The organism is Lysinibacillus sp. GW247-5R2A (assembly GCF_059424475.1).
Genome location: NZ_JBWKZL010000005.1, coordinates 17,634 through 32,386, shown reverse-complemented (window position 1 = coordinate 32,386; position 14,753 = coordinate 17,634). Strand labels below are relative to the sequence as shown.

16 protein-coding genes are annotated in these 14,753 nt (G+C 38.3%); 9 read left to right on the top strand and 7 right to left on the bottom strand.

Annotation, left to right across the window (positions count from 1 at the left end):
• Positions 1–3 precede the first annotated feature (3 nt).
• A complete protein-coding gene (gene modA, locus AC07YC_RS09165) occupies positions 4–789 on the bottom strand; it encodes a molybdate ABC transporter substrate-binding protein (protein WP_494919123.1) in 786 nt (261 codons plus the stop codon).
• A 158-nt stretch (positions 790–947) separates the two neighbouring features.
• Here modA and AC07YC_RS09160 point away from each other — a divergent pair, with 158 nt between their 5' ends.
• From AC07YC_RS09160 to AC07YC_RS09150, 3 genes are all read left to right on the top strand, one after another.
• Complete coding sequence (locus AC07YC_RS09160; protein ID WP_494919122.1) at positions 948–1,868, top strand: substrate-binding domain-containing protein; 921 nt, start codon at positions 948–950, stop codon at positions 1,866–1,868.
• 241 nt (positions 1,869–2,109) lie between these two features.
• The gene (locus AC07YC_RS09155; protein ID WP_494919121.1) at positions 2,110–2,703 is read left to right on the top strand and encodes a trimeric intracellular cation channel family protein; all 594 of its coding nucleotides are present in this window, start codon (positions 2,110–2,112) and stop codon (positions 2,701–2,703) included.
• Positions 2,704–2,804: 101 nt separating this feature from the next.
• The gene (locus AC07YC_RS09150) at positions 2,805–3,506 is read left to right on the top strand and encodes an SIR2 family NAD-dependent protein deacylase (protein ID WP_494919120.1); all 702 of its coding nucleotides are present in this window, start codon (positions 2,805–2,807) and stop codon (positions 3,504–3,506) included.
• Between the two features lie 28 nt (positions 3,507–3,534).
• Here AC07YC_RS09150 and AC07YC_RS09145 read toward each other — a convergent pair whose 3' ends face one another.
• The 3 genes from AC07YC_RS09145 to crcB are packed head-to-tail and all read right to left on the bottom strand — an operon-like array spanning position 3,535 to position 4,585.
• Entirely contained in the window at positions 3,535–3,882 is a 348-nt protein-coding gene (locus AC07YC_RS09145; RefSeq protein WP_494919119.1) for a hypothetical protein, read from the bottom strand.
• Positions 3,883–3,896: 14 nt separating this feature from the next.
• Positions 3,897–4,226 (bottom strand): fluoride efflux transporter FluC, encoded by a 330-nt coding sequence (locus tag AC07YC_RS09140; protein WP_261612542.1) that lies wholly within the window; start codon positions 4,224–4,226, stop codon positions 3,897–3,899.
• The gene (crcB, locus tag AC07YC_RS09135) at positions 4,223–4,585 is read right to left on the bottom strand and encodes a fluoride efflux transporter CrcB (RefSeq protein WP_336635026.1); all 363 of its coding nucleotides are present in this window, start codon (positions 4,583–4,585) and stop codon (positions 4,223–4,225) included. The genes AC07YC_RS09140 and crcB overlap by 4 nt, the downstream gene beginning before the upstream one ends.
• 873 nt (positions 4,586–5,458) lie before the next feature.
• Between crcB and AC07YC_RS09130 the strand changes: the two genes are divergently transcribed.
• From AC07YC_RS09130 to AC07YC_RS09120, 3 genes are read left to right on the top strand one after another with little or no spacing between them, the layout of a single operon-like run.
• The gene (locus AC07YC_RS09130) at positions 5,459–5,590 is read left to right on the top strand and encodes a hypothetical protein (protein ID WP_494919118.1); all 132 of its coding nucleotides are present in this window, start codon (positions 5,459–5,461) and stop codon (positions 5,588–5,590) included.
• A complete protein-coding gene (locus AC07YC_RS09125; RefSeq protein ID WP_494919117.1) occupies positions 5,583–7,325 on the top strand; it encodes an ABC transporter ATP-binding protein in 1,743 nt (580 codons plus the stop codon). Before AC07YC_RS09130 ends, AC07YC_RS09125 begins: the two co-directional genes overlap by 8 nt.
• Positions 7,322–9,055: an ABC transporter ATP-binding protein gene (locus AC07YC_RS09120; protein ID WP_494919116.1), complete on the top strand. Its 1,734-nt coding sequence runs from the start codon at positions 7,322–7,324 to the stop codon at positions 9,053–9,055. Before AC07YC_RS09125 ends, AC07YC_RS09120 begins: the two co-directional genes overlap by 4 nt.
• Before the next feature lie 201 nt (positions 9,056–9,256).
• On the opposite strand, the gene AC07YC_RS09115 is transcribed toward AC07YC_RS09120, so the two are convergent.
• Positions 9,257–9,625, bottom strand: a complete 369-nt coding sequence (locus AC07YC_RS09115) for a hypothetical protein (protein WP_036148798.1) — start codon at positions 9,623–9,625, stop codon at positions 9,257–9,259.
• A 216-nt stretch (positions 9,626–9,841) separates the two neighbouring features.
• On the opposite strand from AC07YC_RS09115, the gene AC07YC_RS09110 reads away from it, so the two are divergent.
• The 3 genes from AC07YC_RS09110 (at position 9,842) to AC07YC_RS09100 (ending at position 12,154) form a co-directional block, all read left to right on the top strand.
• Entirely contained in the window at positions 9,842–10,597 is a 756-nt protein-coding gene (locus tag AC07YC_RS09110; protein WP_494919115.1) for an SDR family NAD(P)-dependent oxidoreductase, read from the top strand.
• 25 nt (positions 10,598–10,622) lie between these two features.
• Positions 10,623–11,057, top strand: coding sequence for a MarR family winged helix-turn-helix transcriptional regulator (locus AC07YC_RS09105; RefSeq protein WP_025117349.1), 435 nt, complete (start codon positions 10,623–10,625; stop codon positions 11,055–11,057).
• Positions 11,058–11,380: 323 nt separating this feature from the next.
• A complete protein-coding gene (locus tag AC07YC_RS09100) occupies positions 11,381–12,154 on the top strand; it encodes an IclR family transcriptional regulator (RefSeq protein ID WP_494919114.1) in 774 nt (257 codons plus the stop codon).
• A gap of 23 nt (positions 12,155–12,177) precedes the next feature.
• Here the strand turns inward: AC07YC_RS09100 and AC07YC_RS09095 are convergent, their stop codons facing one another.
• Together AC07YC_RS09095 and AC07YC_RS09090 are read right to left on the bottom strand one after the other, a co-directional pair.
• Entirely contained in the window at positions 12,178–13,392 is a 1,215-nt protein-coding gene (locus tag AC07YC_RS09095) for an aminotransferase class V-fold PLP-dependent enzyme (RefSeq protein WP_494919113.1), read from the bottom strand.
• A gap of 14 nt (positions 13,393–13,406) precedes the next feature.
• Entirely contained in the window at positions 13,407–14,495 is a 1,089-nt protein-coding gene (locus tag AC07YC_RS09090) for a M24 family metallopeptidase (protein WP_494919112.1), read from the bottom strand.
• Between the last annotated feature and the right edge of the window lie 258 nt (positions 14,496–14,753).

The following is a 14,753-nucleotide window of genomic DNA, read 5'->3' as shown; positions in this document are numbered from 1 at the left end:
CCTTTATTGCGCTCCTTTAAACCCATACTTTTTAAAGATTTCCATTGCCTCATCACTTTGTAAGAAATGATAAAAATCTTCAGCCTCTTGTACATGCTTGCTATTTTTAATGACACCAACAGGATAGATAATTGGTGTGTGTGTTTGATCATCTGCAGTTGCAACGACTTCGACCTTATCCGATACAAGTGCATCTGTTTTATAAACGATTCCTGCATCTACATTTTCTGTTTCGCTATAAGTAAGGACTTGGCGTACGTCTTTTGTATATACTACCTTGGATTCAAGCGACGCCCACAGTTGCATATTTTTTAACGTTTCCACACCGTATTGCCCCGCAGGCACTGTTTCAGGTGTACCGAGTGCAATTTTCCCTGCTTGTTTTAAATCTTCAAAGGATTGGATTTGTTTGTCATTTTTTTTAGGCACGATTAATACTAATTCATTTGCTAAAAGATCCACCCCCTGATTAGGATCAATCATCTCTTTTTCAACAAGCGCATCGAATTTATCTTCGGCTGCCGAAAAAAAAAGATCTGCAGGAGCACCCTGTAAAATTTGTTGCTGTAATGCGCCTGAGCCTCCAAAGTTATAGAGGATTTTAATTGTATCGTGTTCTTTTTCATAAGTTGTTTTTAGTTCTTCTAGGGCATCTTGTAAACTAGCAGCCGCAGAAATAGTTAGTTCAATCGGCTCTTTTACTTGCGGGTCATTTTCTTCGTTTCCACAAGCAGCTAATAGACCAATTAGAATGAGTAGGGATGCAAAGAAACTATAAAATTTTTTCACTTTATTTTTCTCCTTTTATAACTCGTTATAACAAGACATAACTAATTATAATAAGTTATAAGTGAAAAAGAAACCTGTAATTGGTAGAAAATTTCAAGATGTTCACACGTACATAAATAAGTTACCATGTAGGAAGAGGCTTATAGGAGGAGAATGATATGTCACAAGAACAATCCTATACAATTGAAGAGGTTGCACAATTATTAAAGGTTTCGAAATTAACGGTCTATGATTTAGTGAAAAAAGGAGATTTGCCCGTTTTCCGAGTGGGACGCCAAATGAGGGTGGACCGTGCTGATTTACAGGGCTATATCCAAAAACGTAAGACAGGTAATGCTGCATCGACGCCAGTAGTAGCCAGCCAAACAAAAAAGCTCCCAAAAATAATTATTAGTGGACAAGATGTAGTGTTAGATGTACTCGCAAAATACATGGAAAAAAGACAGTCTAGTAAAGTATTGAGATCTCATGAAGGTAGTTTTAATGGTATCATGGCGATGTATACCGGAGAATGCGATATAGCTAGTTTACATATGTTTGATGGGGACACAGGAGACTACAATACACCCTATGTAAAAAAGATTTTTGTGAGCCATCCTTTTTTGCTCATTAATGTAGTGTCCCGTAGAGCAGGTTTCTATGTTCAGCAAGGAAATCCTCTAGAACTAGAAGCCTTTAAAGACTTTAAGACCAAGTCATTTACGCTCATCAATCGTGAGAAAGGATCGGGTGCACGTACTTTATTAGATGAGCAATTACGTATTCATCACATAGCTCCTTCAACGATTGATGGATATGACAAAGAAGAAATGAGCCATCTCGATGTCGCATCGGCTGTAGCAAATGGGTATGCAGATGTTGGCATAGGGGTTGAGAAAATTGCTAGACTAGTAAACGTTGATTTTATTCCTGTTATTAGAGAACGCTATGATATTGTGCTGTTAAAAACGCCTGACAATCAACAATTAATTGATATAGTGAAGGAGATTTTGACTTCAGCAGATTTCCAATCTGAAGTGGCTGCATTAGGAGATTATGATGTTTCTCAAATGGGTCAGGTCATCTATGAAACACTGTAACTCAAATTATCGTTTGTATTTCTAGCATAAATGGATTACAATTTTACTTGGAAATTTTATGGTCGTTGTGTTTTCTGTCTATTGCAGAACGTCTATGAAATTTCAAATAAAGATTTGGTGAGATGGATAATTTAGTAGGTAAAACTGCTAGGATATTAGCCCACCATAAAATAGTTTGCGTCAAAGATGCGCAACTATTTTATGGTGGGCTTTTTGCTGTAAACAAAAGGAGTTGGATCAGATGACGTGGACAGTATTACACATTATTGGCATTATTGCCTATGCAATTAGCGGCGCATTTGTCGCCTTACAGGCCAAATACTCTTTCATTGGTATATTTGTGCTCGGCCTAACAACCTCTTATGGTGGGTCCATTGTTCGCAACGTTGTACTTGATATACCTGTGTCCGATATATGGGAGCGGCAATCCTTACTAGTCGTTTTAGTGACGCTGACAACTATTTTATTTGTGAAAAGAAATTGGATTCATCACTGGAACCGCTGGGGCTATTTCTTTGATTCAATTGGTCTTGCTTCTTTCGCAATACAGGGTGGATTATTAGCCAAAAGCCTAAATCACGATCTAGGAATCATTATTATAGCTTCTATGTTTACGGGTGTTGGCGGTGGCATGATACGGGATTTATTGGCTGGTAGAACGCCGCTTGCATTAAGAGAAGAGATTCATGCCGTCTTAACATTTGTTTGTGGGCTTTGTATTTGGGCAGGGTGGAGCAGTCCGCTTGAATTATCAGTTATCGTTATTTTCATTGTGGTCATTCGAATGTTATCTGTGAATAATAAATTGAAGTTTCTTACTAAACAAACTTCCTAGTTTATGTACTAGTCATTTACAGGGAAAATAGGAGCATTGTCGAAATAGATAGTTGTAGAAGTTTTTTTTCTAGGCTGAACGAAGAATGGAGGCAAGACAACATGTCCATTGAGAAGTTGGGTGAATGGTTACAATCCTCAAAGAATACAGTGATTTTAACGGGAGCTGGCATGTCAACAGAAAGTGGGATTCCCGATTTTCGCTCAGTGTCAGGGTGGTGGAATCATATGGATCCCCGAAATGTAGCGACTACAGAAGCATTGACAGAGAACTATGCTTTATTTCATGAATTTTATAAACTACGTCTAGAAACATTAGTCAAGGCAGCACCTCATGAAGGTCATTCTATTTTAGCTATTTGGGAACAAAGGGGTATCGTATCCTTAGTGGCGACTCAAAACGTTGATGGCTTTCACCAATTAGCGGGAAGTCAAAATGTAGAGGAATTGCATGGCTCGATACGGTCCATCCGTTGTCATCGTTGCCAGCAGGCTGCTTTCATAGACGACTTTAAGCGTAAAGCTAGTTGCTCACAATGCGGTGGTACATTGCGTCCAAATGTTGTGCTTTTTGGGGAAAGCTTACCACAAAAAAGCTGGCATATAGTCATGGAGGCAATAAAAAGAGCCGAGCTTGTCCTAGTGATTGGAACGAGCCTCGAAGTATATCCGGTGAACCAACTTCCAATGATGACAAAAGGAAAGACTGTCTATATCAATTTGGATACCTCTCAGCATACAGTGCCATTTGATATGATCATTGAGGGCAAAATAAAAGAAGTGTTACTACAAATACCCATCTAAAAAGGCGCCCTTGTAAGCAAAGGGGCGCCTAAAACATTTGTGGTAAAAATTCTTTCATGAAGCGTTGGTTTTTCCGTAGCCATATTTTTAATATCATCCGATGTGTTAACAATTTATGCCGCTTATTGGGCCTAGCCTTCGCTTCAATTAAGCTTTGTAGTAGAATACAAGTTTCTGTAGCAAAGGCTTGGGGCTCTACGAGAACATCAAGCTTATAGTCGATGAGCTGTGCTGCCTGAACCTTTGCAAGTAGTTGAGCAAATTGCGTGTTCATCGCCGCATAATTTTCTGCTAATTCTAAGTCAATAAGGCTATAGAGTGCATGTTCAATCTCAAGTTCTAATTCTTGTAGTAGCTCATTGGATGGCTGTGTCATTCCTATCACCTCTTTTACACGGCAAAATAACCAATGGTGGCAAATAGTATGCCAAACAGTAGGGTACTAGCGATATAGCTTATTACTTGTCCCCATTTTTGCTGTTCAATTAACTGTAATGATTCAAATCCAAACGTCGAAAATGTTGTATAAGCTCCTAAAAAGCCAATGCCAATCAGCTGCCATAACCAATCACTGAGATGGAGGGCAAAAACAAGACCGAGTGCAAAGGAGCCTGTACAATTGATAATAAAAGTTGCCCATGGATACGGATGGGCCAATAGTTTGCCTAAATAAAACCTTAAAATGGCGCCAAAAAATCCACCAACCCCGACAAGAATCATGCCAGTCGCCCCCTTGCAAGACGAATACCCAACCAGGTACATACTAAACCGCCTACAACACTTATAACAACATAGAGAACTGCTAGGAGCCACTCATTTTGTTGAACGAGTAATAATGTCTCTAAGGAAAATGTTGAATAGGTAGTAAAGGCTCCGCAAAAACCAGTGCCAATCCCAAGTACAACGGGTGTGCGCTTTGTAAAAGTAGTGAAAAGCCATGCTAGGCAAAAGCAGCCAAGTAAATTTATACATAATGTTGTGGATGGAAAACCTTCCGAGTTTGGAACGGCAAGACTCAGGCCATATCGGCAAATGGCTCCAACAATGCCGCCAATCCCAACAGTGAAAAATGATTTCAACGTAAAGACCCCTTACTTAAATGACTATTATTAAAAAGTGTATCACGAGAAGAAAATTTTAGAAATATTCGATAGTGGGAAATTCAATAAATGACCGAATATGTCCCCAGATGGTGTTTAACTATTTATATAGTTGATAGATCGTGCTATAGAAGGGGTGAGTGATTATGCTGTAACAATATAATATATAAATATAGTATATAAACATAGATTTGCGGTAGGTTTAGGAAAATTTGGAGTCTAGTTGCTACTAAAAAAGAGGTACAGGCAATACATGCAAAAATCACCGCTTACGGGTTATCCGTAAACGGCTAAACCAGTAACGGAAAACCCGCCACTACTAATTAATAAATAACTAAATAATAAATAACTAAATAATGATGATGATATATAGACATCTAGAAAGAAAAAGAGGCATGCTACTTTCTCAAAAGATCGCTGAGCATGTAGCAAAATTCTTCTCACTGTCAGTTCATTTCAGTCTTTAGGTTAATGTAAGCGATCAAAAAATAATGTAATGTTAAAAATAACAAATGAGAACATGCTTTCCTTTTGGGTCTTTGGTATAAAATTGTATTTTAGTGCTTTAAAGCGCTAACTATTTCCCTGAAAATGATAAAAAATAACTGGGGAATAGTTGACAATTATTTCTATAGTGTGATAATCTTCAAGAACACTATAACAAATAAACCAAAGGAGGGCATGACAATGTTCATTTCATCAGTATCATATTCAATCACAGCTACATACATTGTCCATGCCTAACGCTTATTTAAGATTGCACATAAAGGTATGGATTTGATCCTGCCTTTTATAAGAGACACATGCTCTTTGGAGGGGTATGTGTCTTTTTTGGTGCCTAAAAAGGTTATAGTGAAAACCAAAAAAGGAGTGTATGTTTATGCGGAACACTGTACGACGAATGATTTTCAAAAAGGAATTTCTAGAAAGTGGGTAGCCATGCTACAACAGCACGGAAGAAAGAAGGTTATTATGTATGTTTGATGTTTTAAGTAAATTAGGCTGGTTCTTCAAACAATATTGGAAACAATATACAGTCGCGATTGTGTTATTGATGATTGCCAGTGGGTTAGAGGTTGTCCCTCCGTATTTACTGGGCTCGATTATTGATATATTGACTGCAGGGGAAATGACGCCAGCTATTTTAACAAAGTATGTGTTTATTTTTGTCGGGATTATTATTGGGGGCTATCTGCTAAATTTTGTGTGGCAATTCCGACTATTTGAAGGGGCTATTAACCTTGAGAAAATTTTACGTCGTAATTTGATGCAGCATTTTTTACGAATGACTCCAACATTTTATGAAAAAAATCGCACCGGAGATTTAATGGCTCGGGCAACAAATGACTTAAATGCCGTTTCTACGACTGCGGGATTTGGGATTATGACGTTGATTGACTCAACGATTTATATGGGTTTTATCATTTTTGCAATGGGCTATATGATTTCTTGGAAGCTAACACTCTTTGCCATGCTACCCGTTCCTATTATGGCCATCCTCATTCAATATTTAGGAAAAATTGTTCATGAACGTTATATGAAGGCTCAGGATTCTTTTGGAGAATTAAACGACAGTGTCCTTGAATCAGTTGCAGGTGTGCGAGTAGTGCGTGCCTATGTGCAGGAAAAAAAGGATGAGGCTAATTTTGCGGATATGAGTGAAATCGTTTATGAGAAAAATATTCATACGGCTAAAATTAACGCTTTATTTGGCCCGATAACTAAAGTGGGCACAGGAATCAGCTATGTTGTTGCGCTCGGGTATGGTGCTCATTTAGTGGCAACGGAGGCCATGACAGTAGGGCAACTTGTTTCCTTTAATGTTTATTTAGGATTAGCGGTTTGGCCAATATTTGCCATTGGAGAGCTAATCAATGTCATGCAACAAGGGAATGCATCACTCGATCGTGTGCAGGGAACGTTAAACTATGAGGCGGATGTTCAAAATATTCCGAATCCACAAATGATTGCGACACCTAAAGCGATTGGCTTTGATGATTTAACATTCCAATATCCAATGAGCCAAGTGAAAAATCTACAACAGGTTTCATTGTCATTGAAAAAAGGTCAAACACTTGGAATTGTTGGAAAGACAGGCGCGGGGAAAACAACCTTCCTCCGTCAATTATTACGTGAATATCCAATTGGTCAGGGACAGCTTTCTATTGATGGTATTGATATTACTGCTCAAACGAAGGAGCAAGTTCTAGATTGGATTGGCTATGTACCACAAGACCATGTGTTATTCTCACGGACTATTCGTGAAAATATATTATTCGGGAAAGAAGATGCGACCCAGGCAGAATTGCAGCAGGCGATACGTGCGGCGTATTTTGAAAAGGATTTAGAAAATCTATCAATGGGTCTTGAAACGCTTGTAGGTGAAAAGGGTGTATCTCTTTCGGGCGGTCAAAAGCAACGTGTATCCATTGCTCGCGCATTAATCAAAGATCCTGAAATTTTAATGCTAGATGATTCACTGTCAGCTGTTGATGCAAAGACAGAAGCTAGAATTATTGAAAATATTCAGCGAGAGCGTGATGGGAAAACAACGATTATTACGACGCACCGATTATCAGGTATTCAACATGCTGATATTATTATCGTGTTGGATGATGGGCAAGTTGTTGAGCAAGGAACACATGAGGAACTTCTTTCACGACAAGGATGGTACAAGGAGCAATTTGACCGTCAGCAGCTAGAAGGAGGTGCCTCATGAGTACGAGTCAACGTTTAATGCGCTATGCATTGTATTTTAAAAAGCCTATTTTTCTAGGTTTATTCTTCTTAACAATCGCCGTTTTTACGGAGCTTGTTGGACCATTTATTGCTAGACATATTATTGATAATTACATGACGATTGGTCATATTGAAATCAAACCGATTACGTGGTTATTAATGGTTTATTTACTATTAGCAATTGCTACAGCGATATTACGCTATTTTATGTATATTTATTTACAAATTGGTGCGAATCGGGTTATTCAAAAATTACGTAAAGATGTGTTCGAACATATTCAAACATTACCGATCCAGTACTTTGATAATTTACCAGCGGGCAAAATTGTTGCGCGTGTTACAAATGATACAGAGGCAGTTCGGAATTTATATGTACAGGTACTCTCCAATTTTGTGACGAGCTTCATATCCATCTTTGGCGTTTATATAGCACTCTTTATTTTAAATTGGAAAATGGCAATGCTTGCTTTAACGATGATTCCTATTGTGTATTTATGGATGATTTTGTATCGAAAATTTGCTTCCAAATATAATGATGTGATCCGTACGAAAATTGCCGATATTAATGCCATGATTAATGAATCTATTCAAGGGATGACCATTATTCAAGCATTCCGACGTGAGCAACAAATGACGAAGGAATTTGATGATATGAATAATGAGCATTACGCTTACGAGCGCAAGCTTTTAGTTCTTGATTCAGCCACATCCTTTAACCTAGTGAATACTTTAAGGATGATTATGTTTACAGTTTTTATTGTCTATTTTGGTACACAATCCTATACAGCCACTGAAGTGATTTCAGCGGGTACATTATATGCGTTTGTCGATTATTTAACAAAGCTATTTAATCCTATTACGAATATCGTGAACCAATTTTCTCAGCTTGAACGTTCTCTTATTGCTGGGAAGCGTGTGTTTGAGGTGCTAGATACAGATGGAGAGCCAGTATCAGAAAAAAGTTTACCAAGATATAAGGGCAACGTGCTGTTCGAGGATGTTTCATTTGCCTATAAGGATAATGAATACGTACTTAAGAACCTTTCATTCGAGGCCCATCAAGGTGAAACCATCGCCTTAGTGGGTCATACAGGCTCCGGGAAAAGTTCGATTATGAACTTACTATTCCGCTTTTATGATCCATCAAAAGGGAAAATAACCATTGATGGTGTTGATATTACATCTGTCCCTCGTCAAACAATGAGGGAGCATATGGGAATTGTACTTCAAGACCCGTATTTATTCACGGGAACCATTGCCTCCAATGTGAGCTTAAATAACCCAAACATTTCTCCAGGAAAGATTAAGGATTCCTTAAATGCTGTTGGAGGAGAACGTGTTTTAGCGAATTTACCGAATGGCTATGATGAGCCTGTAATCGAGAAGGGAAGTACATTATCTTCAGGACAACGTCAGCTTATTTCCTTTGCAAGAGCTCTTGCCTTCGATCCAGCCATTTTAATACTGGATGAAGCAACATCCAATATTGATACAGAAACAGAGGAAATTATTCAGCATGCCATGGATGTCCTGAAAAAAGGACGAACAACGTTTATTATTGCCCACCGACTTTCTACGATTAAAAACGCAGATCGAATCCTAGTGTTAGATCGAGGGGAAATTGTCGAGAATGGCACACATGATGAATTGCTTGAGCTTGGTGGAATTTATGAAAAAATGTATCAAATGCAAGCCAATTCCTTACAGTAATTTAACTAATAAAATAACACGCGTCAAACCGTAGACAAGAGCCATTGAGAATACCAATCTCGATGGCTCTTGTCATTTTCTTCATGAATTTTACTGCTCTTGATGGATTGTCATGGAAATGAAAAAAGACTATAGGCAACTCAAAAGTATTAGAGTTGCTCTATAGTCTAATCCTACTTCTATTACATTAGGGCATTTTATTTATTTCACATATTTAAAGACATTGATAAAGAATAACAGTACGGAAAGGGCTACAGCAATGCCGCCACCTGAAACGAATAGCTCAAATAACCACCGCGGCACATCTAGATAGACCATCATCATTCCAACTAATAGGAATGGTAGACCAATATTGTACAGCCAGAACTGTGCTTTAGCGAGACCTGTTTCCGCAGCATCTTTATAAGTCGAATAAATTAAACCAATGAATCCAGTAGTCAGCCAACCTACCACACCAATATGAGCATGTGTCGCTTTCCATTGAAGTTGAACAGTATAATGCATAAACAGTCCAAAAGCAAAAACAATCAATAAATAGAAGACTGAGAGCTTTATCCATTTAGCACCCATTTTCAACAACTCCTTTCCTGAAAGTGAATTTAGCTAGCTGCTACAGTATATTCGTGTCAAATAAAAATGATGCTTGTATGCATTTGAAAATATATGTCTTTTGTTGTTTTTTTCTAACAGAAATAGTATGAACGCAGTGATGGTTGCAAAATAGTTTAAAAATAAATAGTTTAGTGTTAAACTATTTTTAATTAGATTAGAAGGAGATGTGTATGAATGGGTAAATTAGATAACAAAGTAGTCATTATTACTGGTGGTGCAGGTGGTATTGGTAGTGGTATGGCTAAAGCAATGGTAAAGGAAGGAGCCATTGTCACGATTGTTGACTTAAATACAGAAGCAGGCGAAGCCATGGAGAAAGATTTACAACAAATTTCTCCAAAGTCGATGTTCTTGCAAGCGAATTTAATGGAACGAGATCAATTACCAAAAATTATCGATACAGTTGTAGAAAAATACGGTAAACTAGATGTGCTAGTTAATAACGCTCATGCTGCGAAACAAGTTACAATAGAAGAAACAACACAAGCGGATCTTGACCTATCATTTGGAACAGGTTTCTATCCGACATTTTATTTAATGCAGGCTGCATTACCACATTTAAAAGAAACACAAGGCCATATTATTAACTTTGCATCTGGCGCAGGTATCCAAGGCCACGAGACACAGGCTACCTATGCTGCAGCCAAGGAAGCGATTCGAGGCATTTCTCGTGTTGCTGCGAATGAATGGGGCAGATTTGGTATTAACGTCAATATCATTAGCCCACTTGCAGATTCACCAGGTGTACAAGCATGGGCACAAGCACAGCCAGAGTATTATGAAGCAGTGAGAAGTAAAATTCCACTAGGTCGTTTTGGTAATATTGAGCAGGATATCGGACGAGTAGCTGTCTTCTTAGCTTCCGACGATTCGCAATACATTACAGGTCAAACGATTATGGTAGATGGTGGTTCATTAATGCTTCATTAATGCTAGGCGTTTGAGGAGGATTTTTTTGAAACAGACAAGTATTTTTAAACTGATTCATATGATTGAACAGGTGAATAACGCCAATATTATACGTTTTACAAAAGCGTTTCCTTATCCATTAGGAATTTCACCAATTTTAGTATTAAATGAGCTACATGTTAAAGGCCCCCAAAAACAGGCAGAATTAGCTGAAACCATTGGCTATACAAAGGGAGCAATGACAAGCATTGCTGAAAAATTAGTCAAGCTTGGATTAGCTGAAAGACTGTATGATCCATCTGATCGCCGTACCATTCGCCTGGACATTACTGATGAGGGAAAAGTAGCCCTATCAAAGGCTCAATCTATAGGGAAAGAAGTCTTTGTACAACTTTTTGAAGTATTAGATGATACAGAAATTGCCCAATATTTACAGATTCAAGAGAAGCTAGTACAGGGCATTCAAAATAAAAATGAATAACTAACATTTTTTTGATGTAAGAAAATGACCTTTCCAAATCAACTCACCTCGAGCCATTTTTTAGAGGTGGGTTGATTTTTATGGGGTATTTATTGATTAGCTAACTAGAAGGAATGAAAGCATAGCCTTAAGACTAGTCAAATTCCATAAACAGGATTGACCGTAAGCAAGCGAGGTACATCTGATCATCTACTAAATGTTGCTGAATCTTTGCAGAAAAAATAAGTGCCCCAATTTGTAAAATAGTTGAATTTATTGAAAATAGTCTGCCTTCATTTTATAATACAATTACGGTTCTATTATAGAGACATATGAGGTGTAAGATGACATTAAAAACATTAGATAACTCATTAGAGGTTCTAAAATATTTTAATAAAGAAAATCCAACATGGGGTGTGCGAGAATTAGCGAAAGAAATGAACATTAGCCATTCTATTATTTATAGGATTTTAGCTACATTTGAAAATCAGGGCTTTCTCATTCAACACCCTGAGACAAAGAAGTATGAACTTGGGCTTCGTTTTCTAGAGTACGGTCAGATGGTAAAGGATAAATTAAACCTTTCTGATTTTGTATTACCCATTATGAAAAATCTGGCTGAAGCCATTAAGGAATCCGTATTTCTAACATGGCTAGATGGTACAGATGGCGTGACAGTAGAGATGGCAGAGAGTTCTCAAACGATTAAATTTTCTGTGTCGATTGGCACACGCACCCCATTACATATCGGGGCATCATGTAAAACAATCATGGCTTTTCTTCCAGAGGAGAAGAAAAAAGAGATTATGGACCATGGCATGAAAAAAGTAACCCCAGAAACGATTACAGACCCTGAACAAATGTTAGCCGATTTGGAGAAAATTCAACAGCAAGGCTGGTGCTTTACTACGGGGGAATATTCTCACTCGGTATTTGGGGTAGGGGTCCCTCTTTTTAATAGCAAAAAAGAAGTGATTGCTTCTCTAACCATTGCTGGTCCGATTTATCGTAAACCAACAGAGGAGAAGCTACCTGAAATGATTAATGTTCTTCAGTATGGTGCGATGAATATTCAACGATATTTCGATCAATATAGCTTTAAATTGTACCAAGAATAAGGATGGAAAAAAGCCCGAGATAGTTAATAACTATCTGGGGCCTTTGTTTTGGATAGCTCAATGAATTCCTTAATGCTGGATACCGCGCTATCGATTTCTTCAAAAGTATTAAAATAATGAGGTGAAAAGCGAGCCATTTTACGAATATGATTGCGCTCCATGATAGTATTAGCCATAAACGTCCCAGCTTCTATTATAATGCCTCGATCCGCTAAAAAATTAGTAACATCATCTGGAGCACGTCCCTCAATATTAAACGGTGTAACCGATAATCGATATTCGCTATTTTGTGGGCCATAGAGAACAATCCCTGGAATCGTTTTAAGCTGCTCGATTAAATACTTCGTCAGCTGTTGCACACGCTCATATATTGGCTGCATACCAATCGCATTTGCGTAATCGATGGCCGCCCCTAACCCTAATATACTTGGAATGACAGGGCAGCCTGGCTCAAAACGTTTAGCTGTTTCTACGAATGAGTAATCGTTGTTTTCATAATCCCAGTTCGTGCTACCCCAGCCGATCATGATAGGGGTAATAGTTGGAATCAAGGCTTGTCGTACATATAAAAGACCAGAGCCTTCTGGACCTCGTAGCCACTTTCGTCCACTAGCGACTAAAAAATCACAGCCTAGCTCTGCCACATGGATAGGAAGTAAACCGACTGTTTGATTGGCATTCATGAACGTAAGCACGTTGTATTGTTGAGCAAGCTGACAGATTTCCCTTGCTGGCTGAAGGGCACCTGCCGCGTTTGACATATGGGCAAAGGCTATTAATCTTGTGCGAGGTGTTATGAGCTGTTCAAGCTCTTGTAAGTCCACCAAATAGTCCGCATTCGTTGTCAAAACTTTTAAGTGAACTCCTCGTTGCTGAAGGGCAAGCCAAGGTACATAATTACTTAACATTTCTGTATCAAGGACGATCACCTCATCACCTGATTTCCAATCTAAGCCACCTGAAATATAATTTATAGCCATTGACCCATTTGGCACAAAGGCAATTTCTTCTTTTTTGGCACCAATAAATAAAGCCGTTTTTTCCCGAATTTGCTCTACCTGTTCATACGTTTCTTTACGAAAAGAAGGTAAATAAGGGCCGATACTCGCCTGTTTTTGAAGATAGCTTGTCATCACATTCACTACAGGCTGAGGCATGGCCGAAGCGGCAGCTGTATTCAAATATATATATTGCTCTAACAGGGGCATATCCTTTTGAATGGTCATCATATCCATCATTGCATTCACCAGCCTTATAAAATGATTAATTCTTTTGAAAAGGTCATTAAATTCTCGTAACCATTGTTCGTAACTATGAGATTATCCTCGATTCGAACCCCGGCAACATCCTGTATATAAATCCCGGGCTCCACAGTAAATGCCATGCCTTCTTCTAACACAAGTGAGTTACGTTGCATTAAGTAAGGTTCTTCGTGAGCGCTCAAACCAATGCCATGACCAAGTCGATGCGTGAAATAGTCACCATAACCACCATCTTGAATAATTTCTCTTGCAATGCTATCTAGGCTTTGGGCAGTCATCCCGGGCTTAATAGCGTCTATCGCTGCTTCATTGGCTTGTTTAACAAGGCTATAAATGTTTTGTAACGTTGGAGATACATCTCCTAAAGCTACTGTTCTAGTCATATCAGCCACATAGCCCTGATAAATAGCGCCAAAATCAATGACAATGAATTCGCCTGCTTCTATTTTTTTAGTGCTTGCTCTGCCATGTGGAAGTGCACCACGATAGCCTGAAGCAACAATAGTGCCAAAAGGTGTTCCTTCTGAGCCACGACGTCTCATTTCATATTCCAATTGAGCTGCTACTTCCATTTCTGTTACACCCACTTGAATCGTTGGTAAAGTAGCTGCAAGACTTTCCTCGACAATTTGTACAGCCTGCCGCATATAGGCTAGTTCTTGCTGATCTTTTTTCATGCGTAATTCGCGAATGGACTCGCCAATATCAGTTAAGTTTTCATATGTAAGCATTTCAATCGATTTCTGTTCATGGACACGCATAGTGTCAAATTCTACACCAATGGTCTGCAATGTTCCCATTTCCTTTTTTAGTCGCTGAATCATCTGTGTAGGCCCTTCCTCATCGGAATAGGATAAAATAACGCCACTATTGCTAAGATCAACTTTATTTAGTTCTACTTGTGGCAAAAGAAAATATAAATCATTAGTAGCCGTTATAACAGCAAATGTTAGCCGTTCACTTTGCTTTAGATGAAGACCAGTAAAATAATGCATATTTGGCCCTGGTACCAAAATAGCTATATCCACGTGCTGCTGCTGCATACGGGAAACTAACTTCTCTCTTCTTGTTTGAAACATTCGGCAATTCCTCCTAAAGTTTAAGCAATAATAAGTTGGGAAAACGTTTCTAATATAGAGACGCTGTATCTTAAAAATAGTATAAAGCAACAATAATGAATTTTCAATTTATTAAAGCGGAGAAACATACAATAGAAAAGGGAATGACATAACAAATGTGGGAATAGTTTGGGGTAAATAAAGTAAATACTAGTGTACGTCTTTTTTTCGTCTAATATGCATATAAGTAGACTAGATAAACTTTTTTCCAACCTAATA